The 20,795-nt window shown below is 53.1% G+C and carries 20 protein-coding genes; 9 read left to right on the forward strand and 11 right to left on the reverse strand.

The window, feature by feature from the left end:
• Positions 1-93 precede the first annotated feature (93 nt).
• Positions 94-4,125 carry a pilus assembly protein gene (locus HMPREF3107_RS09205; protein WP_168160543.1) on the reverse strand — a complete coding sequence of 1,344 codons (4,032 nt, stop codon included), beginning with the start codon at positions 4,123-4,125 and terminating at the stop codon, positions 94-96.
• A 297-nt stretch (positions 4,126-4,422) separates the two neighbouring features.
• Positions 4,423-5,619 (reverse strand): phosphoglycerate kinase, encoded by a 1,197-nt coding sequence (locus tag HMPREF3107_RS09215; RefSeq protein ID WP_070455048.1) that lies wholly within the window; start codon positions 5,617-5,619, stop codon positions 4,423-4,425.
• Between the two features lie 127 nt (positions 5,620-5,746).
• On the opposite strand from HMPREF3107_RS09215, the gene HMPREF3107_RS09220 reads away from it, so the two are divergent.
• On the forward strand, positions 5,747-6,238 hold the full coding sequence (locus tag HMPREF3107_RS09220; RefSeq protein WP_070455049.1) for a GNAT family N-acetyltransferase: 492 nt from the start codon (positions 5,747-5,749) through the stop codon (positions 6,236-6,238).
• A 51-nt stretch (positions 6,239-6,289) separates the two neighbouring features.
• Here the strand turns inward: HMPREF3107_RS09220 and HMPREF3107_RS09225 are convergent, their stop codons facing one another.
• Positions 6,290-6,763: a TlpA disulfide reductase family protein gene (locus HMPREF3107_RS09225; RefSeq protein WP_003769515.1), complete on the reverse strand. Its 474-nt coding sequence runs from the start codon at positions 6,761-6,763 to the stop codon at positions 6,290-6,292.
• 141 nt (positions 6,764-6,904) lie between these two features.
• Between HMPREF3107_RS09225 and arsC the strand changes: the two genes are divergently transcribed.
• The 5 genes from arsC (at position 6,905) to secB (ending at position 10,344) form a co-directional block, all read left to right on the forward strand.
• On the forward strand, positions 6,905-7,267 hold the full coding sequence (gene arsC, locus HMPREF3107_RS09230; RefSeq protein WP_070455050.1) for an arsenate reductase (glutaredoxin): 363 nt from the start codon (positions 6,905-6,907) through the stop codon (positions 7,265-7,267).
• 112 nt (positions 7,268-7,379) lie between these two features.
• On the forward strand, positions 7,380-7,964 hold the full coding sequence (locus tag HMPREF3107_RS09235; protein ID WP_141742870.1) for a YdcF family protein: 585 nt from the start codon (positions 7,380-7,382) through the stop codon (positions 7,962-7,964).
• A gap of 291 nt (positions 7,965-8,255) precedes the next feature.
• Positions 8,256-9,425, forward strand: a complete 1,170-nt coding sequence (gene metK, locus HMPREF3107_RS09240; RefSeq protein ID WP_070455087.1) for a methionine adenosyltransferase — start codon at positions 8,256-8,258, stop codon at positions 9,423-9,425.
• A gap of 130 nt (positions 9,426-9,555) precedes the next feature.
• Positions 9,556-9,816 (forward strand): glutaredoxin 3, encoded by a 261-nt coding sequence (grxC, locus tag HMPREF3107_RS09245; RefSeq protein WP_070455052.1) that lies wholly within the window; start codon positions 9,556-9,558, stop codon positions 9,814-9,816.
• Positions 9,817-9,903: 87 nt separating this feature from the next.
• Complete coding sequence (gene secB / locus HMPREF3107_RS09250) at positions 9,904-10,344, forward strand: protein-export chaperone SecB (protein ID WP_049248645.1); 441 nt, start codon at positions 9,904-9,906, stop codon at positions 10,342-10,344.
• Positions 10,345-10,463: 119 nt separating this feature from the next.
• Here the strand turns inward: secB and HMPREF3107_RS09255 are convergent, their stop codons facing one another.
• The 4 genes from HMPREF3107_RS09255 to HMPREF3107_RS09270 all read right to left on the reverse strand — a co-directional run bounded on the left by HMPREF3107_RS09255 (position 10,464) and on the right by HMPREF3107_RS09270 (position 15,250).
• Positions 10,464-11,417, reverse strand: coding sequence for a D-2-hydroxyacid dehydrogenase (locus HMPREF3107_RS09255; RefSeq protein WP_070455053.1), 954 nt, complete (start codon positions 11,415-11,417; stop codon positions 10,464-10,466).
• A 127-nt stretch (positions 11,418-11,544) separates the two neighbouring features.
• Positions 11,545-11,769: an enterochelin ABC transporter gene (locus tag HMPREF3107_RS09260; protein ID WP_246828625.1), complete on the reverse strand. Its 225-nt coding sequence runs from the start codon at positions 11,767-11,769 to the stop codon at positions 11,545-11,547.
• 79 nt (positions 11,770-11,848) lie between these two features.
• Positions 11,849-14,677 carry a valine--tRNA ligase gene (locus tag HMPREF3107_RS09265; protein ID WP_070455055.1) on the reverse strand — a complete coding sequence of 943 codons (2,829 nt, stop codon included), beginning with the start codon at positions 14,675-14,677 and terminating at the stop codon, positions 11,849-11,851.
• A 90-nt stretch (positions 14,678-14,767) separates the two neighbouring features.
• Positions 14,768-15,250 carry a hypothetical protein gene (locus HMPREF3107_RS09270; protein ID WP_070455056.1) on the reverse strand — a complete coding sequence of 161 codons (483 nt, stop codon included), beginning with the start codon at positions 15,248-15,250 and terminating at the stop codon, positions 14,768-14,770.
• A gap of 189 nt (positions 15,251-15,439) precedes the next feature.
• On the opposite strand from HMPREF3107_RS09270, the gene HMPREF3107_RS12705 reads away from it, so the two are divergent.
• Entirely contained in the window at positions 15,440-15,565 is a 126-nt protein-coding gene (locus tag HMPREF3107_RS12705) for a hypothetical protein (RefSeq protein ID WP_256364799.1), read from the forward strand.
• 164 nt (positions 15,566-15,729) lie between these two features.
• Positions 15,730-16,395, forward strand: coding sequence for a hypothetical protein (locus HMPREF3107_RS09275; protein WP_070455057.1), 666 nt, complete (start codon positions 15,730-15,732; stop codon positions 16,393-16,395).
• A 129-nt stretch (positions 16,396-16,524) separates the two neighbouring features.
• On the opposite strand, the gene ptsP is transcribed toward HMPREF3107_RS09275, so the two are convergent.
• The 4 genes from ptsP to rsmG all read right to left on the reverse strand — a co-directional run bounded on the left by ptsP (position 16,525) and on the right by rsmG (position 19,764).
• Positions 16,525-18,276: a phosphoenolpyruvate--protein phosphotransferase gene (gene ptsP, locus HMPREF3107_RS09280; RefSeq protein ID WP_070455058.1), complete on the reverse strand. Its 1,752-nt coding sequence runs from the start codon at positions 18,274-18,276 to the stop codon at positions 16,525-16,527.
• A gap of 1 nt (position 18,277) precedes the next feature.
• Entirely contained in the window at positions 18,278-18,547 is a 270-nt protein-coding gene (locus HMPREF3107_RS09285; RefSeq protein WP_003769546.1) for an HPr family phosphocarrier protein, read from the reverse strand.
• A gap of 3 nt (positions 18,548-18,550) precedes the next feature.
• Positions 18,551-18,958: a PTS sugar transporter subunit IIA gene (locus tag HMPREF3107_RS09290; protein WP_070455059.1), complete on the reverse strand. Its 408-nt coding sequence runs from the start codon at positions 18,956-18,958 to the stop codon at positions 18,551-18,553.
• A gap of 176 nt (positions 18,959-19,134) precedes the next feature.
• Positions 19,135-19,764 (reverse strand): 16S rRNA (guanine(527)-N(7))-methyltransferase RsmG, encoded by a 630-nt coding sequence (gene rsmG, locus HMPREF3107_RS09295; protein ID WP_070455060.1) that lies wholly within the window; start codon positions 19,762-19,764, stop codon positions 19,135-19,137.
• Positions 19,765-19,914: 150 nt separating this feature from the next.
• Here rsmG and HMPREF3107_RS09300 point away from each other — a divergent pair, with 150 nt between their 5' ends.
• Complete coding sequence (locus tag HMPREF3107_RS09300) at positions 19,915-20,733, forward strand: SDR family NAD(P)-dependent oxidoreductase (RefSeq protein WP_070455061.1); 819 nt, start codon at positions 19,915-19,917, stop codon at positions 20,731-20,733.
• Positions 20,734-20,795 lie beyond the last annotated feature (62 nt).

Below are 20,795 nucleotides of genomic sequence, written 5' to 3' on the forward strand. Positions count from 1 at the left end.
AGCTTGCCGTTATGGCAAAAAGCATAAGAGGAATGTTTTACATTCCTCTTATGCTTGAAGCTAAATATTTTGAATAGTGATTTAAAAACGAATTTAGAAGATTTCACGCCACGAGATACGACGAACTGAATTCAATCTTAAGGGATTCATTGTTATATGAAATGAACCATTATCTCCTGAATAAAAAGTAACCGTAACACGTTTACCATTAATCATCATATCAACTGTTTTGGATTTAGGAGCTAAAATATTTGAAGCTTCAATCATACCTCCAAGTTTGTCATTCTTATCAAAGTTGCCATCATTATTTGTATCAAATACTTTTTCGTTAAACTGACCACCTGTTTTTAAGTCAACAGCAATCCGTGCAGTTGCACCATTAAAGCCACATGCATTACTTTCTAAGCTGGCAATAGAACGCACAGCAGTAAAAGTTGCAACACGATTGCGGTGAATATTTGAAGCAGAAACTATAGATTGGCCAGGCAATAGTTTAAGTTTCCAGCCCTTATGGGTATTAGTCAAAGGATTGGTCGTAATCGTATAAAGTTTTTGTTCTAATGCTTTTTCTGTTGTACTAATAATAGCATTTACCTCAGTACCAGTACTATTTACAGATTGTTGTAACAACTCAGCTTCTGTTATAGGACCCATATCAGCAAATAAACCTAAAGCATAATTTTGAACATTTGATGCAATATCCGATAGAGAGAAATACTGACCAGTTCCAACAACCACATACAGACGTCCTCCAACTTTTTGAGCAAAGGGAGCTCCTGTTATTGGAGAGTTTGAGTTGGATGGTGAATATAACGGACTTGTACCATAAGGATTACTCCAAGTGTTAGATGCCTGATCATAATTAATACGCCAGACTTTTCCTTCATTGTCTCCAACAAAGACTGCTTCAGGGATTCCATCACGATTATCATCATATACAAAAGGCTCGCCTACTCCACTAGAACCTAAAGGTATCTTCCAGTAATTACTATTTTGAACCCACGAGTTTGTATTTTGAGCATTAAGAATATATAAATACCCTTTTCCTGAGACATTATTGTATCCGCTACTCAAAATGGCTAACGGAGTACCAGATCCATTTTTTGTAATTGCAGGTTGGCCAACTGTTAATCCTAAATCGCTATCATCCTTATTGGAAAAATCCCACAATACATTTGATGCGCTAGGATTACTTAAATTTGTAACATCCAACGCATATATAGAAGATCCTCCTCGACCGGTAGTACCGATTAGAAGCGACTTAGCTTCGGATCCAAAACACACTTCTGCAGTGATAGGGGAGCCATCATTTATGTATTCATGTACGGCTCCAAGTTTTGCAAAATTATGCAGTTTGGGCAGTGCAGATTTGGGAATATACCCCATTTTCTCGACACCATTATGATCAAGTATATGCAACATCCCATCATTTGCAGCTACGGCATAATAAGCAGAACGGTTCATTACAGCAGAATCACTATATGTGCAACCATTTGGAATTTGTTTAGGTTTGATAATAGTACTAGGCGTTGAATTGATAATCGTGCCCATTAAACTGCTACGCTTCCTCCATGCACTACCTTCTTGAGTGCTATCACCTAATAAATATTTGGTCAAACTTGCCGCGTTAAGTGAGGAGTCTTGTTCCTTTAAGGTACTCTCAAAAGCACTTAAATTGTTCGGAGTAAACTGAACAGTTAAGCCATTTTGTGCTTTTGTAAATACTTTACGATTTATCCATGTTCCAATATCGTTATGATACGAATTATTCAGTAGGTCTGCAGCACGCCACTCAGGAATAAAAGTAAGTTTCCCTCCTGATAATCCAAGCCGTTTACCAATTAGATCACCTGCAAGGTCTTTAACCTTAAAGATGGCCTGTATCGCCATAGTGCTTCCTGTTGCAACATCAACAACGGAATCTTCATAGTCATCAATTGCTATGGCCGCCTGTGATGGATCTTTATAACTGTTTGCAGATACAAAAGCTTTATTCAGGGCATCAACCATATTTTCGGGGCTATTGCCCAAAGCAAAATTATTCGGTATTCCGTCAGGGAAAAGGGCAGGACTGCTACTTGAGCCTAGTGCATCTTTTGTCCAGCTGCCTCTGGATTGATTTGGCCATTCCACTGAACCCGGTACATAATCAAAACCACCATATTTTGCAGCCCAGTAATAAGTATTACCTAATGAGCTGGGGTTATTAGCTTCAAAACGTCCCTGACCATTTTCTAAAACATCAATCATAAATGTATTGATATTTTGAGTTCCTTTAATATCCTTACGGATATCATTCGTTCTTCCCCAGTATGCTAACGCAACAATTCCTGCAGGAGAATAATCCCTCCCCCCTGCACCTGACCCACGACTTAAATTCCATGAATCTGCACCTAAACCTTTAAATTTTTCTTGATCTAGAATTTTCTTAAGAATATCAGCCGTCTGAATTTCATTATCATCTTTAACACCACTGGTTGAAACAAAATTTGGCAAATCTTTTTCATCATGAGTAAAAGTATCCCCAATTAAGATCATGGTATTAGATCGGCACTGAGCCTCAGTAGGCGATGATAAGCCTCGCGTGAGTGGATCATCCCATTTATAAATCATCGGGAATCCGTCAGCCGTAGTTGGATTGATGCCTGCCGCACGCTGAGTTTGTTCATAATACGATGGCATGCCTTTATTACGTAAATATCGTTGAGCGGTATAAAATAACTCAGCTGCAGTATCGTAACCTTTATAGCGGCCAATATCACCAAATCGGTTGATGTAGTTAATGGCACCGCTACTGGCAACCCCTGTTTGGTTTGCATCATAAGTGTCTGGGTTTACAGCTAATACACCAGAGGTTGGATCCCATTCTTGACCATAAACCACAGGACCTTCTTGTTGTGTGCGATCCAGGTATTTCATGCGGGTACGTAGTACGCCACCGCTGACACCGTTACCCTCTACCAATTGATAGCCAAATACAGAGAAGCGCGCAGGACTGCTATTCGGCCCGTGGCCACGACCATATTGCTGCATTAAACCTTCCGGTTTATAGGAGTTATTGTATTTTCGGCAATTTTTAGGCATATCAGAAATGCCAAATTGTCCATCACAAGCTTTGATTACTACCGGCATAGCTCCATAGTTCATATTAGGAGTTCCTCGAATAGTATCCATTGCCTTCCGTACTTTAGCTTTAATTTGCGGATTCCGAGTTTTAGTGTCACTTATGCCTCCCCGATTTTGAAACCACAAAGCACCGTTGGAGCCATATATCACAGCTTGGACAGAAAATCCCTTATTATAGAAGAAAATTTTGTTTGCCCACCGAGCTTGGGCGGTAGGTGAAACGGGCTGCCCACTATTTAGATCTTGGAAGCCCAGTGGATAACCCCATCCCGGTGCAGTAGTGGGTATCAAAAATGAATCTACCATGCTGCCAGGAATGATCCGTTTTAGGAATGCAAAATCAGCTGGTTTTGCATTTCCCCCTAAATCAATAGCTCTTAATCTCAACCGAAAATGATTTGAACCATTTTGGCCTGTTGGGTGGACAAAAGCACGTCGTAAGAAGGTGTTGCTCGAAGTATCGCCTGCTTGATAGTTAGATGAGCTATTACCTGTCCCGTATGCTCGATTTCCTCCAGTTAATGCATGGCGGAAAATATCTATAGCGGACATGGTGGCCCAATTTAGGAAGTTACCACTGTATTCTTCATCATTGCCACTGCACAGACCAACTCGTCCTTGTGCGTCAGTAGTGGCTTTCGAGGAGACATAAAAATGCCCATTAAAATTATTAGGGTCAGAAAATTTATAGCACTTAGTATTATCAAAATAACCCAGATAATAGGTTTTCCATTGGTTTTCCCACCGTGCTTCACCTGTTCCCACTCTAAGTGTCGGATAATCTGCCCACATAAAATCATTACTAGAGTAAGCCGCACCTGCAGTTGGATGTTCTACTGATGGAGTAATAGTAATGTTGGGTGAATATTGAACATCTACCCCTGTAAGTGGCAAGTTACTAATTGGTACTGTTGCAGATTGAACGGGCAAGTTAATACCCATCATAGCTAATGCCAATACAGTAGGCTTAAAGATTTGTTTTCTCTCAGGTGTTTTCATTTTGACACTTCCATTGCTAGTAAGAGACATTTTCCTTAGTTTAAATCTGGTTAATAAAAGTAAATTTATTACAATAATAAAATCAGAAGTTTACCGTTTGAAGATTATAACCCAGTCATAATGCCAGGGAAACAAAAATACGCTTATTGAATAACAAATAATTGAGTATTCTTTATTATGCAGTAACTATTTACCAATAGAGCTGACTTTATCTCGTTGAGGCAATTAGTGTTTACCAAATTTCGTAAGCAATATTTGGAACAGCCTCAAAAGATATTGCCATCAAATTGGATATATTTACTTTGCGCTGTTGATATTTTGGATGCGTTTTTCCAAAGCGGCTACGGCGGGCAACTCTTTGCCTTCCAAGAATTCAAGGAACGCGCCGCCGCCGGTGGAGATGTAGCCGATTTGGTCGGTCACGCCGAATTTGGCAATCGCCGCCAGCGTGTCGCCGCCGCCCGCAATCGAGAAGGCTTTGCTTTGGGCGATGGCTTCGGCAAGGGCTTTCGTGCCGCCTGCGAACTGGTCAAACTCAAACACACCGACCGGACCGTTCCACACCACCGTGCCAGCGGCTTTGAGCAGTTCGGCAAGTGCGGCGGCGGATTTCGGGCCGATGTCCAAAATCATATCGTCTTCGGCAACGTCGGCAATGTCTTTCACGACCGCTTCAGCATCGGTGGCAAAGGCTTTGGCAACGACGACATCGGTCGGCAGCGGTACGGAGCCGCCTTTGGCCGCCATTTTTGCCATAATTTTTTTGGATTCTTCCACCAAATCATGTTCCGCCAGCGATTTGCCGATGGCTTTGCCTTCCGCCAAGAGGAAGGTGTTGGCAATGCCGCCGCCGACGATGAGTTGGTCGACTTTGTCCGCCAGCGATTCGAGGATGGTCAGCTTGGTGGACACTTTGCTGCCGGCGACAATCGCCACCATCGGGCGCGCGGGCTGTTTCAGAGCTTTGCCCAAAGCGTCGAGTTCGCCCGCCATCAATACGCCGGCGCAGGCAACGGGCGCGGCTTGGGCGACGGCTTCGGTCGAGGCTTGGGCGCGGTGGGCGGTGCCGAACGCGTCGTTGACGAACATGTCGCACAAGGCGGCATAGGCTTTGCCCAGTTCCAAATCGTTTTTCTTCTCGCCTTTGTTGATGCGCACGTTTTGCAGCATGACGACATCGCCCGCGTTCAGGGCGGGTTTGTTTTCACGCCAGTCGTTCAATACTTTCACGTCTTTGCCCAACAAGCCGCCCAAGTGCACGGCAACGGGCGCGACATCGTCTTCGGGGTGGAACTCGCCTTCGGTCGGACGGCCCAAGTGGGTCATCACGATAACGGACGCGCCGTTGTCCAAGCAGTATTTGATGGACGCGAGCGAGGCGCGGATACGGGTGTCGTCGCTGATTTTGCCGTCTTTGAACGGCACGTTCATATCGGCGCGGATGAGGACGGTTTTGCCCTGCACGTTTTGTTCGGTCAGTTTCAGAAATGCCATGATGTATCCTTTGTGAAAGTTGGAAATGGTATGAAGGCGTTGATTATCCGCCGACGTTTAGAAGCCGTAAAGGCCGTCTGAAAAGCTATAATCCCGTTTTTCAGACGGCCTGAAACAGGAAAAACCCATGCAAACCCGCATCATCCCGCTGGCGGCTTGCCCTCGGCACATCGGACAACTGGCTCTTGCTTTGCACGCCGAATGGCGCGACTTTGCGCCGTGGAGCGAAATGGAGAAAATCCGCGCCTATTATGCCCGCTGCTTGGACGGCGGCGGGTTGCCGCTGGCCTGGCTGGAGGTGGACGGCGAAAACCGCCTGCTTGGTTCGGCGGCTTTGAAGCGGCACGACATTGCCGAATTGCCGCAATACGAATACTGGCTGGGCGACGTATTCGTGCTGCCCGAAGCGCGCGGGCGCGGCGTGGGGGCGCGTTTGATCGAGTACGCGCTGCAACAGGCGCGGGAAATGGCCTTGCCCGAACTTTACCTCTACACGCCCGACGTGCAGGCTGTGTACGCCAAATACGGTTGGCGCGAAATCGAAACGCGTCGGCACAACGGGGAAATTGTGTCGGTGATGCGGTTGGGCTTGGGCGGTAGGGAAGGGGAGGCCGTCTGAAAGTCAGGTTTAAAGCCTTCCCCGTCCGTTGAAATGGTTTTCAGACGGCCTTTATTTGCATTCGGCGCGTACTTTTTGTACGGCCGCATCCAGTTTTTTACTGTCAACGCCGCCGAGTATGGCCTCTTTCTTGCCGCACTTCACCGCTTCTACGGTGGTAAACGGTAATGCTCCGACGCTGTTGCCCAGATTTTTCATGAAACTGCGGTTGTCTTTGCCCGCGTAGTGCCAGATCGGATAGGAAACGGGCGTGGTTTTCAGGAAGGGCGGCAGGTTTTCTTTACGGTCGATGGCAATGCCGATCAAATCGATGCTGCCTTTTTTCTGTTTTTTATACCAGGCCGACATTTCTGGCATTTCCTTCACGCAGGGTTTGCAGTACGAACCCCAGAAATTGATGATGCGGACGGGGGCTTTCAGATTGTTCAAGTCCTGCGGTTTGCCGTCGGGGAAGGAAACCAGGTCGGAAGCGGCGGCGGGCAGTACGGTCAGTGCAAGCAGCAGGGCGGTCAGTTTGGCATTCATGGCGGATACTCCGTGGTTTGGGTTTGAACGCCGCCATTATAAGCCTTTCCCGGCAGATGGGTTTGAGTGCGGGCAAATTTTGCCGACAACCCCGCACGGGCTTACAATACGCCTTATCCCCAACCTTCACGGAAAATGACGATGACCGCCGTTACCCTTTATCACAATCCCCGCTGTTCCAAATCCCGCGCCGCCGCCGATTATCTGGCGCAGCAAAACGTGGAAACCCGGATTGTCCGCTATCTCGACACACCGCCGGACATCTCCGTGCTGCGTGAAATCTTCGGCAAGCTGGGTCTGGCTGACGTGCGCGGCATGATGCGGGTGAAAGACGATTTATACCGCGAATTGAAACTGGACGATCCGTCGTTGGACAATGAAGCCCTGCTGGCCGCGATTGCGGCCCATCCCGCCCTGTTGGAAAGACCGATTGCCGTCTTGGGCAGCAAAGCCGCCATCGGCCGCCCGACGGAAAATATTGCGGCTTTGCTGGCGGGAGAATAGGCCGTCTGAAAAAACGGATTCAGGAAAGGAACAGGATTTGCATCGCCCGTTTTCGGCACACCGCTCACTGTGGGCTTACCTGTGGCGCGGTATCAAAATCAGCATCGTCCTCATGCTGCTGCTGCCCGTATTTTGCGGCGTGCAGGTATATCGTTCGGGGGCTGCCGCGCTGCCGCAGGACTACAACGGCGACGCGGCGGTGGTGCTGGGTGCGGCGGCGTGGGATTCGCGCCCCTCGCCTGTGTTCCGCGAACGTATCAACCACGCCATCGTGCTCTACCAAAGCGGCAAAGTACGCAAACTGGCGTTTACCGGCGGCGCGATAAAGCCGGGCTTTATGAGCGAGGCGGAAGTGGGTATGCGTTACGCCGTGCGACAAGGTGTGCCGGTACACGACATCCTGGTAGAAAAAACCTCGCGCACCACTTACGAAAACCTGTACAACATCCGCCCGCTGCTCAACGAACAAGGGTTGCAACACAACGTGATTGTCAGCGACCCGCTGCATCTGGCGCGCGCCGGAGTGATGGCCGAAGACTTAGGAATGGAGGCCGAACTGTCGGCCACGCCGACCACGCGCTACACCGACCGCGCCGACAAAATCAAATTCTGGCTGCGCGAAACCTTTTTACTGTCCGGCTACTACATCTGGCGCGTCGGGCACGGCCTGATGGCGTTTGCCGGACTGGGCGGTTAAAGTAAACCGCCTTGCCGCAGGCGGCCGAATTTGTTACCATCCGCCCCGCATTAAGAGTTGGGATTTCCATGCCAACCTGCTTTTACGGTTTTGACAGGTAAAGTAAGGTGGACGGCCGCGAAAAAAGGCCGATGTGGCTTCGTTTGAACAGAACGGCGCAATCCGAATCCCGCTTGAATGCGGGTATTTTTTTGCCCGTTTCCCGGCCGTCTGAAACGGAAAAAAGATTTTTCAGACGGCCTTACCAGACAAACAGGCCGTCTGAAAACGGCCTGCCGAAGAAAGACAGCCATGAGCGAATACCTTTTCACATCCGAATCCGTTTCCGAAGGCCATCCCGATAAGGTGGCAGACCAAATTTCCGATGCCATCCTGGATGCCGTATTGGCGCAAGACCCCAAAGCGCGCGTCGCGGCGGAAACTCTGGTAAACACCGGTTTGTGCGTGTTGGCGGGCGAAATCACCACCACCGCCCATGTGGACTACATCAAAGTCGCACGCGAAACCATCAAGCGCATCGGCTACAACTCGTCCGAGCTGGGCTTTGATGCCAACGGCTGCGCGGTCGGCGTGTACTACGACCAGCAATCCCCCGACATCGCCCAAGGCGTGAACGAAGGCGAAGGCATCGACCTGAACCAAGGCGCGGGCGACCAAGGCCTGATGTTCGGCTACGCCTGTGACGAAACCCCGACCCTGATGCCGTTTGCCATCTATTACAGCCACCGCCTGATGCAGCGTCAAAGCGAATTGCGCAAAGACGGCCGCCTGCCTTGGCTGCGTCCCGACGCAAAAGCGCAGCTGACCGTGGTTTACGACAGCGAAACCGGCAAAGTAAAACGCATCGACACCGTCGTCCTGTCCACCCAGCACGACCCTGCCATCAGCCATGAAGAACTGAGCAAAGCCGTGATTGAGCAGATTATCAAGCCTGTTCTGCCGTCTGAAATGCTGACTACTGAAACCAAATACCTGATCAACCCGACCGGCCGCTTCGTCATCGGCGGCCCGCAAGGCGACTGCGGTCTGACCGGACGCAAAATCATCGTTGATACCTACGGCGGTGCGGCTCCGCACGGCGGCGGTGCGTTCTCCGGCAAAGACCCGTCCAAAGTGGACCGTTCCGCCGCTTACGCCTGCCGTTATGTTGCGAAAAACATCGTCGCCGCAGGTTTGGCGAACCAATGCCAGATTCAGGTTTCCTACGCCATCGGTGTTGCCGAACCGACTTCGATTTCCATCGATACCTTCGGTACAGGCAAAATCAGCGAAGACAAACTGATTGCCTTAGTTCGCGAACATTTCGACCTGCGCCCCAAAGGCATCGTTCAAATGCTCGACCTCTTGCGCCCGATTTATGGCAAATCCGCCGCCTACGGCCATTTCGGCCGCGAAGAGCCTGAATTTACTTGGGAGCGCACCGACAAAGCAGCCGCATTGAAAGCGGCAGCGGGGCTGTAAACATCCTGATGCGGCAAAAGGCCGTCTGAAAACAGGCGGAGGCGTTTTCAGACGGCCTTTTGCCGCCGCGCCCCTTGCAATCCCACGGCCCGCCCCCATAATGGCGGCCTGCTTGATACGAAAGCCGCATATGCCCGAAGTTACCCTTTATTCCGGCCCTTACTGCCCGTATTGCAACATGGCCAAAGCCCTGTTGAAACAGCTGGGCGTTACCGAAATCCGCGAAATCCGCGCCGACAGCGACCCTGAAGCATTTGAAGCCATGCGCCGCGCCACCAACACCCGTACCGTGCCGCAGATTTTCATCGGCGACACCCATGTCGGCGGCTTTACCGACTTGCGCGCCCTGCACAACGCGGGCAGGCTGACGGAGCTGCTGCAAAAGAAATGATTTACTTCTGCGGCCGGGCGCGATGCCTGCCGCAGTCCGACCCACCCGCCGTTTTCAGACGGCCTTTTAAACTAAGCGAGAGCAATTATGAGCGAACAACAAGCGCAACCCGTTTTCAGCATTGAAAAACTATATGTCAAAGACTTGTCATTGGAAGTGCCTCACGCACCGCAAATCTTCCTGGAGCAGGGCGAGCCGAACGTTGAAATGCGCGTTGCCACCCAAAGCGAAAAACTGGAAGACAACTTCCACGATGTATCGGTAACCGTAACCGTAACCGCCAAGCTGAACGACGAGCGCGTGATGTTCCTGAACGAAGTAACCCAAAGCGGCATCTTCCGTTTGGAAAACATCCCCGAAGAAGACGAAAAACTGCTGCTGGCCGTCGCCTGCCCGAACATCCTGTTCCCGTATGCCCGCGAAGCCGTATCCAGCGAAATTACCCGCGCCGGCTTCCCGCCCGTATTGCTGGCCCCGATTAACTTCGAGTCTATGTATCAACAGCAGCAAGAGGAAGGCAACGCCTGATTCCCGCATTCTGAAAGGCCGTCTGAAAACCTTTAAAACGGGTTTTCAGACGGCCTTTTTCATTCAAAGCGATTTTTTACCGAGCAGCCCTTACGGGGAAACGGTGAAAAACAACACGGTTAAACCACGACATTCTGCGGCTGTCCCGCCGCAAAACGGTTGATGTTTTCCAGCAAAATGGCAAACAGCCGATGCCGTGCTTCTTCGCTGCCCCAGGCCATATGCGGCGTAACGATTAAATTGGGCAGGCGGGCTTTGAGCAGCGGGTTGCCGTTGCGCGGCGGCTCCTCGGTCAAAACATCGAAACCCGCGCCGCCGATTTGGCCGTATTTCAGCGCGGCAACCAAAGCCTGCTCGTCCACCAGGCCGCCGCGCCCGCAGTTAATCAACACCGCGCCGGACTTCATACGCTGCAATTCCGTTTCGCCTATCATGTTTGCCGTTTGCGGCGTGAGCGGGCAGTGCAGCGAAACGACGTCTGCCGTTTGGATGGCCTCGTCGAAGGAAACGTAGCCTTCGCGGACGTTTTCGGCGTGTTTGTGTTCGCCGAACACCACGTTCATGCCGAAGGCGCGCGCATAGCCCGCCAGCGTTTGTCCGATATTGCCGCGCCCGAATATGGCCAGCGTTTTGCCGTGCAAATCGCGCATCGGCGCGCCGAAATGGCAGAAAAACGGCGATTGCTCCCATATGCCGGCGGCGATGTCGCGCTGGTAGGCGGGCAGGTTGCGCATCAGCGCGATCATCAGCATAAAGGCGTGTTCCGCCACCGATTCGTTGCCGTAGGCGCGGATGTTGCACACGGTAACGCCTGCGGCTTTGGCGGCGTCGGTGTCCACGTTGTTCACGCCCGTCGCCGCCACCGCAATCAGCCTGAGCTGCGGATTAGCGGCGATGTGCTCCGCCGTGATGACGACTTTGTTGGTAACGACAACGTCCGCCCCCGCGATTCGGGCGGCGGTTTCTTCCGGCCGCGTGGACGGATATTCGGCCACTTCGGCGGGGAAATTGAAGGCAAAGGGTTCGGACACCAGCGTAGCGCGGTCGAGTACGGCGATTTTCCAAGGGGTCATATGCTGTTTCCTGTTATATGGGGCGGAAGATTATAGCGCGGCGGCAAAAGGCCGTCTGAAAAGGTGCAACGGCATTGAAGCTGCATTTTCAGACGGCCTTTGCGGGTATTCTGCCGCAGGAGGATGTTCAAGAGATGTAAATCACGAGGCCGGCAATCAGCACCAACTGGACACCCAGCTTCATCAGCGCGGTACGGCTGACGAAGTAGATAAACCAAGTACCGGCCAGGAATAACAGTACAAAAACCAGCCACGGCCGCCATTTGTTGAGGTGGACGGCTTCGGTAAAGCAGGTATGAATATGAAGTACGACAATGGCGACGATGAGCAATATAGGCACGATGAAGGCCATAATCTGATTTCCTTTTGATGAGGCCGTCTGAAAACCCTGGTTTCAGGTTTTCAGACGGCCTTGTCTATTCAATCAACAATCAGTCTTTCAACTTCGCCAACTGATTTTGCACCTTCGCCATTTTGTCTTCCAATTCCGCCAAATCGGCTTTGTCTTTTTCCACCAGATGCGCGGGGGCTTTTTCGGTGTAGCCGGGTTTGGAGAGTTTGGCATTGAGTTTGTCCAAGGCTTTTTGCAGCTTCTCGGCTTCTTTGCTCAAACGGGCGGTTTCGGCGGCTTTGTCGATTTCGACTTTCAGCATCAGGCGCGCGCCGTTGCAGACGGCGACGGGCGCGTCTTCGCTTTCGGGCAGCCTGTCCACTGTTTTGGCTTCGGTCAGGCGCGTGAGGGCGGGCAGGTATTTCAGTAATGCTTCGGGCACGCTGCCTTCCACGAACAGCGGTGCTTTCACGTTGGGGGCGATGCCCATTTCGCCACGCAGGTTGCGTACGGCACCCACCAGGTCTTGCAGTTGCGCCATTTGGTCAAAAGCAGCCTGCACGATTTTTTCCGGGTCGGCTTTGGGATAGGCGGCCAGCATAATGCTGTCGGCGGTTTTTGCGTTGGCCAGCGGGGCGACGGCCTGCCACAGCTCTTCGGTGATGAACGGGATAATCGGGTGCAGCAGGCGCAATGCGGCTTCCAGCACGCGGACCAAGGTGCGGCGCGTAGTGCGCTGGGTGGTGGGGCAGCCGGTTTGGATTTGCACTTTGGCCAATTCGATATACCAGTCGCAATAGTCGTTCCACACGAATTCGTACAGCGTTTGCGCGGCCAAGTCGAAGCGGTAGGTTTCAAATGCTTCGGCAGCGGCGGCTTCGGTTTGTTGCAGGCGGCCGATAATCCATTGGTCGGCGAAGGTGTAGGCCAGCGGCTGGGTTTCGTCTTGGTCGCAGTCTTGGTTTTCGGTGTTCATCAGCACAAAATTGGTGGCGTTCCAGATTTTGTTGCAGAAGTTGCGGTAGCCTTCGGCGCGTTTGAAGTCGAAGTTGACGCTGCGCCCCAAGCTGGCGTAGCTCGCCATGGTGAAGCGCAAGGCGTCCGCGCCCATGCTGGGAATGCCTTCAGGGAAGAGTTTTTTGGTTGCTTCTTCCACTTTCGGCGCGGTTTCGGGTTTGCGCAGACCGGTCGTACGTTTCACCAGTAATTTGTCCAAGTCGATGCCGTCAATCAAATCGACGGGGTCGATGACGTTGCCTTCGGATTTGGACATTTTTTTGCCTTCGTGGTCGCGCACGATGCCGTGGATGTACACGTCTTTAAACGGTACTTTGCCGGTGAAGTGGGTGGTCATCATAATCATGCGCGCCACCCAGAAGAAGATGATTTCGTAGCCGGTGACCAAGACGTTGGACGGCAGGAAGGCTTTGAGTTCGTCGGTTTCAGACGGCCAGCCGAGCGTGGAAAACGGCACGAGCGCGGAGGAGAACCATGTGTCCAATACGTCTTCTTCGCGGGTTAAGCCTGTTTTGCCGGCTTGTTTTTCGGCTTCCGCCTGATTGCGGGCAACGTACACATTGCCTGCTTCGTCGTACCACGCGGGGATTTGATGCCCCCACCACAGTTGGCGCGAGATACACCAGTCTTGGATGTTGTTCATCCATTGGTTGTAAGTGTTGACCCAGTTTTCAGGGATAAAGCGTACCGCGCCGCTGTCGACGGCTTTTTTGGCTTTTTCGGCGAGGCTCAAGCCTTTGTATTCGCTGTCAGGCTCGCCGCCGTTTGGCGTAGCGGACATGGCAACAAACCATTGGCTGGTCAGCATCGGCTCAATCACTGAGCCTGTGCGGTCGCCTTTTGGCGTCATCAGCGTGTGCGGTTTGATTTCGACCAACAAGCCTTGTTCCTGCAAATCGGCAACCATTTGTTTGCGCGCGGCAAAGCGGTCCAAACCTGCGTATTTTTCAGGCAGGGCAAAGCCTGGTTGCGCTTCGCCTTTGAAGTTGAACACTTCGGCGTTTGCCAGCACTTTGGCTTCCAAATCGAACACGTTAATCAGGCGCGTGTCGTGGCGTTTGCCGACTTCGTAGTCATTGAAGTCGTGCGCAGGCGTGATTTTCACGCAGCCGGTACCGAAGTCTTTTTCAACGTATTCGTCGGCAATCACGGGAATGGTGCGGCCAGTCAGCGGCAGGATTAATTCCTTGCCGATCAAATGGGTATAACGTTCGTCTTCAGGATTGACGGCAACGGCAACGTCGCCCAGCAGCGTTTCGGGGCGGGTAGTTGCCACGATAACGGCTTCGGCGGGATTGCCCGCCAGTGGATAGCGGATGTGCCACATAGAACCTTGTTCTTCCACGCTTTCCACTTCCAAATCCGACACCGCCGTACCCAATACCGGATCCCAGTTCACCAAGCGTTTGCCGCGGTAAATCAATCCCTGTTCATACAGGCGCACGAACACTTCGGTCACGGTTTCGGCGCGCACATCGTCCATCGTGAAATACTCGCGCGTCCAGTCGGCAGAACAGCCCACGCGGCGCATCTGCTGCGTAATCGTGCCGCCGGAAACTTCTTTCCATTCCCACACTTTTTCCAAGAATTTTTCGCGCCCCAAGTCATGACGGGACACGTTTTGCGCGGCAAGCTGACGCTCAACCACAATCTGCGTAGCGATGCCCGCGTGGTCGGTGCCGGGAATCCAAGCGGTGTTGCAGCCTTTCATGCGGTAGTAGCGGGTCAGGCCGTCCATGATGGTTTGGTTGAAGGCATGACCCATGTGCAGCGTGCCGGTTACGTTGGGCGGCGGCAGTTGGATGGAAAAAGACGGTTTGGTCAAATCCATATCGGGCTGGAAATAACCTTGGTTTTCCCAGCTTTGATAGTGTTTGGATTCGATTACGGCGGGATTGTATTTGTCGAGCATGGTGCAGGCTGCCTGAAAATTCGGTTGGTTGATTTAAATCGAAAATGAGCAATTATAGCGGAATTTTGAGGGTGCAGGCTGCTTTTTCATTCATTTGGCATATTTGGTGCAAATATCGTCAAATTCTAATTTTTCGCGACGGTCCGCACCCTGTATATATTTTGCCGAACCGCGCCGATGACTGCTGACGGCGCGCTGCCACGAGCCGCTTTCGTTCAGGCGGTTGTACCAGCCTTTAGCGCAATCGAATTGCCGCCATTTATAATAACCATCAGGATAGGCGGGGCTCGCTTGTTCTTTGATGATAGCGGACACGTCCCAAGCCGACACGAACGAATGACGGCGCACGTGGGTGACGGTTTCATCGGGCAGGCCGGAAACGGGCTCTTCGCGCAGCAATTGGTATTTCCGCCATTCGGCAACGCTGGCCTCGTCAATGAGCGTACGGTTGGCAAGCCATATTTCCGCCGCAGGAAGGGAGTTGTCGGACGCGAGTTTGTTGCGAAAAGACAGCAGCCATATTGCAAAAACAATGATGATGGCGGCAAGCAGGGCTTTGGAAAACGGGTTCATTGCTTTTCCTTGAGCGGGCGGCAAAAGCAGCCTGCACTTTGTACCACAGGTGCAGGTTGCTTTGGGCATGAAACGGCACGCCTGCGGTATCGTTATGGATAGTGTACGGCAAATTCGGCTTGTCTGTGATTCTATCATATGTTTCCCACTGTTTATCTTGAGGAATATTTTAAGAAACGGCTTGCCTTGATGGCATCGCCCGCGCCCTGTGGCGGAAGGCTGCAAGCCCCAATCCGCATTGCCGGAGAGGTGGACATCAACCGTTTCAACAATTCGCGTGAGATCGAAGTACGCCGTTTGGATATTGTGAAGTAAACAGGTAAAGTTTTAAAAGACAAAGAAAAAGCAGGCTGCTCGTTCCGAAGTCTCGGAGGTGCGGCCTGCTTTTTTGGTTTTACCATGTGCGGACTTCGGTTATCATCTTTACACATCATTTCAGGCTGCACGAATAACATTCAATCGAAACGAAAGAAAATACCATGAAGTATCCAATCCTCCTCGTCCTGCTTATGGCCGCCACCGCTGCACAGGCTGCTTCATCACAAGAATATGTGTTCAAAGACCAGCCTTTTGAAAGCGGCAGCCTTTCCATGGACGGCAAAGATTTTTCCATCAGCACGATCAGTTCCAGAGGCAATCTGTGCGATCTTGGAGGCCGTCTGAAAAATAATATTTATCGCGACGATGAGGGCTGTGAAATACATTTTGCTTTCAGCGGTAACAAAGTCCGCGTAACCACCCCGGAAACCGCACAGGAAGCCTGCTCGAAATATTGCGGCTTCAACGCCCATTTTGCCAACGACTATTACCGGCTCCCCGTTGCCTGTACGGAAACTGCAGCAAAAAATAGCGAACAGCATTTTCAGACGGCCTACCGTGCTAAACAATACACACAAGCCGCGCAAATCAAGCAGCAGTATCTGACTGCCTGCAACAGCTTTATGTTTATCACCGAACAGATGCGCGCCCGCAACGATTTGGCGGTCGCATACAAAAACAGCGGCAACAAAACCGCCTGCCGCGCCGCACTGCAACCTCTGCGCCGCCATTGGAACGACAAGGCGGAGCATCACTCTTATGTTTACCGCGATGCTTTTATGAAAGAACTGGCCGCCGCCAAATTCAACTGGAATGCGTGCCGTTAAAGGGTTGATGCCGTGACGAAGGAAGTCGGTTCGCCAGAGGTATATCGCAGCCTGCCTGCCGTAAAAAGGCCGTCTGAAAACGAAGTTTCTGCGAAGCTAAAACATAGTTTCAGACGGCCTTTTTTATTTTCAGACGGCCTTTTCGGCTTGGTTGAGTTGTTTCAGCAGTTTGTCGGCCTTGTCGGGGTCTTCGTTGCGCAGGATGCGCAGGATTTCCTGTTCCAGACGGTCGATGTGGCTGTGGATGACGATATCCTTCACGGCCAGCAGGTTGTTGGTGTTCATGGAAAAGCTGCGCAGGCCCATGCCGAGAAGCAGGCGGGTGAAGGTTGTGTCGCCCGCCATTTCGCCGCATAGGGAAACGGTTTTGTTCATGCGGTTGGCGGTGCGGATGATGTGTGCCAAGAGGCGCAGGACGGCGGGATGGGCGGGTTGGTAGAGGTAGCTGACCGCGTCGTCGCCCCTGTCTACCGACAAGGTGTATTGGATCAGGTCGTTGGTGCCGATGGAGATGAAATCCACCAGTTTGAGCAAGCTGGATACGGTCAGTGCGGCGGAGGGGATTTCTATCATGCAGCCCGTCGATACTTCGCCGAAGGTTTCTTCGCGCTCAATCAGTTGGCGGCAGGCGGTTTCCAGGTGGGTAAGGCATTGTTTGAGTTCGGAAACGGATGTGATCATCGGCCACATCATTTTTACTGGCCCGTGGGCGGCGGCGCGCAGGATGGCGCGCATTTGGGTGCGGAACATGACGGGTTCGGCCAGGCACAGGCGGATGCCGGTCAGCCCCAGTGCGGGGTTCAGGCTGCCGTTGGGTGTGCCGTTTTGGCCGAACCAGCGCGGGTTTTTGTCCACGCCCAAGTCTACGGTGCGGATGGTCAGCGGTTTGCCTTTCATTTTTTTCACGATGTCGGCGTATACGCCGTATTGTTCTTCTTCGTCGGGCAGGGTGTCGCGGTTCAGGTAGAGGTATTCGCTGCGGAAGAGGCCCACGCCGTCCGCACCGAATTTGTGCAGGGCTTTGATGTCTTCGGCGTTTTCGATGTTGGCATAGAGTTCGATTTGGGTGCCGTCTTCGGTGGTGGCGGCGGTGTCTTTCAGTTTGTTCAGTTCGCGCTGTTTGCTTTTGTAGGCGCGCAGTTTGCGGCGGTATTCGGCAAGTACGATGTCGTCGGGGTTGATGATGAGTACGCCGTTGATGCCGTCGACAATCACCCATTCGTGTTCGCTGATGAGTTGGCGGGCATTGCGCAGGCCGATGACGGACGGGATGTCCAGGCTGCGTCCTAAGATGGCGGTGTGGCTGGTGGGGCCGCCCGCGTCGGTTACGAAGGCGGTAACGCGCTGTTCTTTCAGGTGGACGGTGTCGGCGGGCGAAAGGTCGTGGGCGATGAGTATGGTGTCGTCGAGCAGGTTGGCATCCAGGTTGAGTTCGTTGCCCGAACCGGCCAGGTTGTTGTGGATGCGTTCGACCACTTGCAGCATGTCTTGTTTGCGGGTGCGCAGGTATTCGTCGTTAATCGCGTCGAACTGCTGGCTCAGGCGGTCGGTTTGGATTTTCAATGCCCATTCGGCGTTGATGTGCTGTTCTTCGATGATGTCGAGCGGTTCGCGCGACAGGGTAACGTCGGTCAGCAGCATCAGGTGCAGGGAGATGAATGCGCCCAGTTCGGTGGGGGCGTTTTCGGGTATCGTGCTGCGGATTTGTTCCAGTTGGCGACGGGTGGTTTTAATTGCGGCTTCGAAGCGGGCGGTTTCGGCGGCGATTTCGTTTTCGGTCAGGTCGTATTGCGGCACTTCTTCGTGTCCGCGCACCACCAGATGGGCGCGGCCGATGGCGATGCCTTTGCCCGCCGCTACGCCGTGCAGCACGATGCCCATGTTATTCTCCTTCGCCGAAATAGTCGTTGATTAAGGCGGTCAGTGCCTGCATGGCGGCCGTTTCGTCCGGGCCGTCGGTTTCGACGGTGATGGTCGTGCCCTGTGCGGCGGCGAGCATCATCAATCCCATGATGCTTTTGCCGTTGATGCGGTTGCCGTTGCGCGTTACCCAGATGTCGCATTGGAAGGGGGAGGCCGTCTGAACGAATTTGCTCGATGCGCGGGCGTGCAGGCCGAGTTTGTTGATGATTTGGATGTCCTGTTTCTGCATGGCTTATGTCCCTTCGGGTGGTTCGGTCAGTGCGAGTATGCCTTTGACGGCGGCTTGGTGTACGTTTTCGGTAAAGGCGGACAGATCGTCGGCGGTGCCGGAATATTGCACGGCTTTAATCAGCATCGGCGCGTTCAGTCCGGTGAGCATGGCCACTTTGTGCGGTACGATCAGTTTTCGGGCGGCGTTGCACGGGGTAGCGCCGAAGATGTCGGTCAGGACGAGTACGCCGCCGGGGGTGTCCAAACCGTCGATTTCGGCGCGGATGCGGCGGATAACGTCGTCGTGGTCTTCCATGCGCTCTACGCCCAGCAGGCGGATGTGGGCGGGGATTTCGGGGAAGAAGTGGTTGGCCAGTTGGGCGTAGGCTTTGCCTATGCTTTCGTGGGTTACGATGATGATGCCTATCATGGTGTGGCTGTTCCTGCCGTTTCAGACGGCCTGTTGTCTGTGGGAGCGGGCATTATATAGTAAAGGCCGTCTGAAAAATGCGTTTCCGCTCTTTTCAGACGGCCTGCCGTATCGTGCGGCGATACTGCGGCCGGTTGGGTGGGCAAGTGCTGCGTGCCGCCCGCTGTAACGGGTTTTCAGACGGCCTTCGGCTTCATAATCACCATGTGCCGTTCGGCTTCCAGCATCGGCACGGACAGTTTGTCCACTTTCACGATTTCCACGTTTTCCGGAACCTGTTCCAGCTCTTCGTAGGGATAAACCCCTTTCATCGCCGCCCAGTAGCCTTGCTCGTTCAGCAGATGGGCGGTCAGGGAGATGAAGTCTTTCAGTTCGGCGAAGGCGCGGCTGGTGACCACATCTACTTTTTTGTCGTGCATTTCTTCTACGCGGCCGGAGGCGACGGTTACGTTGTTCAGGCCCAGTTCAATCACTGCCTGCCGGAGGAAGGTGGTTTTTTTGGTGTTGGCATCGAGGAGGGTGATTTGCAGGTCGGGACGGCAAATCGCGGCGGGGATGCCGGGCATACCGCCGCCCGAACCCACGTCCATCAGCGTGGATGCTTGTTCGATGTAGGGCAGCAGGGTCAGGCTGTCGAGGATGTGGTGGCTGATCATGGTCTGTTCGTTGCGCAGGGAGGTGAGGTTGTAGGTGCCGTTCCATTTTTTCAGCAGGGCGACGTATTCCAGCAGCAGCAATTGTTGGGCGGTGGTCAGTGTCAGGCCGAGCGCGGTCAGGCCTTCCTGTAATTTTTGTTTGTTGTCCATTGTTCGTCTTTTCGTCTTTGTTCGGTATCGGGGCGAATATTAAAGGAAAACCGCCGCCCGCACCGTGAAATGTTTGCACTCCCTGCTGCAATCGTATTCATATACGGGCGTTCGTGTACAATCGTTTTTTTCATTTTCAGACGGCCTCATATGCTTTCCTCTCTGCTTTATCCGCCATCACGCCCCGACACGGAACGCCTGCGCGCGGCTGTCGGCGGGAAAACCGTCCTGCTGACCGGAGCCAGTTTCGGCATCGGCGAGGCTTTGGCCGACAAGTTGGCGGCGGCAGGCGCGAGGCTGCTGCTGGTGGCGCGCAGTGCGGACAAACTGGCGGAGGTGCAAACCCGTTTGACGGCGGCCGGCGCGCAAGCCGAATATTTTGCCGCCGACCTGCGCGATGCGGCGCAATGCGAAGCGGTTGTCCGTTGGACGGAAGAAAAAGGCGGGGCGGATATTCTGGTGTTGAACGCAGGGCATTCCATCCGCCGCGGCCTGTGGCAGTCGCTCGACCGTTTTCATGATGTCGAACGCTGTATGTCGCTGAATTTTTACGCACCCGCGCGGCTGACGCTGGCTCTGTTGCCCGAACTTGCGCGGCGCGGCGGCAGCATCGTTGCCGTATCGGCGGTGAATGCCCGCTTTCCGGCTGCACCTGGCTGGGCGGCTTATCAAGCCTCGAAAACCGCCCTCACGCAATGGTTCGGCAGCATCGCACCCGAGGCGGCCGCACGCGGCGTGTCGGTGGGGGTCGCACTGTTGCCGCTGGTCCGCACCCGCATGATTGAACCCACTGCCGCCTACCGCCGCGCCCCGGCCATGACCCCGCAGGCTGCCGCCGACGTGCTCGCCGGGCTGATTATCAGCCGCCGCAGCCGCTGGCAGCCGTGGTGGCTGGGCATCGCCGCCGCAGCCGCTGCCGTTTTCAGACGGCCTCTGCTTCGGTTGGCGGCAAAGGGCGGGGGAAAATAACGGATTTAAATCAAAACGGCTTCTCTCGCCATCTATAGTGGATTAAATTTAAACCAGTACGG

Source organism: Neisseria sp. HMSC31F04 (assembly GCF_001807735.1).
In the GTDB taxonomy this organism is placed as follows: Bacteria; Pseudomonadota; Gammaproteobacteria; order Burkholderiales; family Neisseriaceae; genus Neisseria; species Neisseria elongata.

Bases quoted from the DNA above. Each gene is read 5' to 3' on its own strand.
- HMPREF3107_RS09205 (WP_168160543.1), bottom strand. From the start codon at position 4,125: ATGAAAACACCTGAGAGAAAACAAATCTTTAAGCCTACTGTATTGGCA.
- HMPREF3107_RS09215 (WP_070455048.1), bottom strand. From the start codon at position 5,619: ATGGCATTTCTGAAACTGACCGAACAAAACGTGCAGGGCAAAACCGTC.
- HMPREF3107_RS09220 (WP_070455049.1), top strand. From the start codon at position 5,747: ATGCAAACCCGCATCATCCCGCTGGCGGCTTGCCCTCGGCACATCGGA.
- HMPREF3107_RS09225 (WP_003769515.1), bottom strand. From the start codon at position 6,763: ATGAATGCCAAACTGACCGCCCTGCTGCTTGCACTGACCGTACTGCCC.
- arsC (WP_070455050.1), top strand. From the start codon at position 6,905: ATGACCGCCGTTACCCTTTATCACAATCCCCGCTGTTCCAAATCCCGC.
- HMPREF3107_RS09235 (WP_141742870.1), top strand. From the start codon at position 7,380: ATGCTGCTGCTGCCCGTATTTTGCGGCGTGCAGGTATATCGTTCGGGG.
- metK (WP_070455087.1), top strand. From the start codon at position 8,256: ATGAGCGAATACCTTTTCACATCCGAATCCGTTTCCGAAGGCCATCCC.
- grxC (WP_070455052.1), top strand. From the start codon at position 9,556: ATGCCCGAAGTTACCCTTTATTCCGGCCCTTACTGCCCGTATTGCAAC.
- secB (WP_049248645.1), top strand. From the start codon at position 9,904: ATGAGCGAACAACAAGCGCAACCCGTTTTCAGCATTGAAAAACTATAT.
- HMPREF3107_RS09255 (WP_070455053.1), bottom strand. From the start codon at position 11,417: ATGACCCCTTGGAAAATCGCCGTACTCGACCGCGCTACGCTGGTGTCC.
- HMPREF3107_RS09260 (WP_246828625.1), bottom strand. From the start codon at position 11,769: ATGGCCTTCATCGTGCCTATATTGCTCATCGTCGCCATTGTCGTACTT.
- HMPREF3107_RS09265 (WP_070455055.1), bottom strand. From the start codon at position 14,677: ATGCTCGACAAATACAATCCCGCCGTAATCGAATCCAAACACTATCAA.
- HMPREF3107_RS09270 (WP_070455056.1), bottom strand. From the start codon at position 15,250: ATGAACCCGTTTTCCAAAGCCCTGCTTGCCGCCATCATCATTGTTTTT.
- HMPREF3107_RS12705 (WP_256364799.1), top strand. From the start codon at position 15,440: ATGGCATCGCCCGCGCCCTGTGGCGGAAGGCTGCAAGCCCCAATCCGC.
- HMPREF3107_RS09275 (WP_070455057.1), top strand. From the start codon at position 15,730: ATGAAGTATCCAATCCTCCTCGTCCTGCTTATGGCCGCCACCGCTGCA.
- ptsP (WP_070455058.1), bottom strand. From the start codon at position 18,276: ATGGGCATCGTGCTGCACGGCGTAGCGGCGGGCAAAGGCATCGCCATC.
- HMPREF3107_RS09285 (WP_003769546.1), bottom strand. From the start codon at position 18,547: ATGCAGAAACAGGACATCCAAATCATCAACAAACTCGGCCTGCACGCC.
- HMPREF3107_RS09290 (WP_070455059.1), bottom strand. From the start codon at position 18,958: ATGATAGGCATCATCATCGTAACCCACGAAAGCATAGGCAAAGCCTAC.
- rsmG (WP_070455060.1), bottom strand. From the start codon at position 19,764: ATGGACAACAAACAAAAATTACAGGAAGGCCTGACCGCGCTCGGCCTG.
- HMPREF3107_RS09300 (WP_070455061.1), top strand. From the start codon at position 19,915: ATGCTTTCCTCTCTGCTTTATCCGCCATCACGCCCCGACACGGAACGC.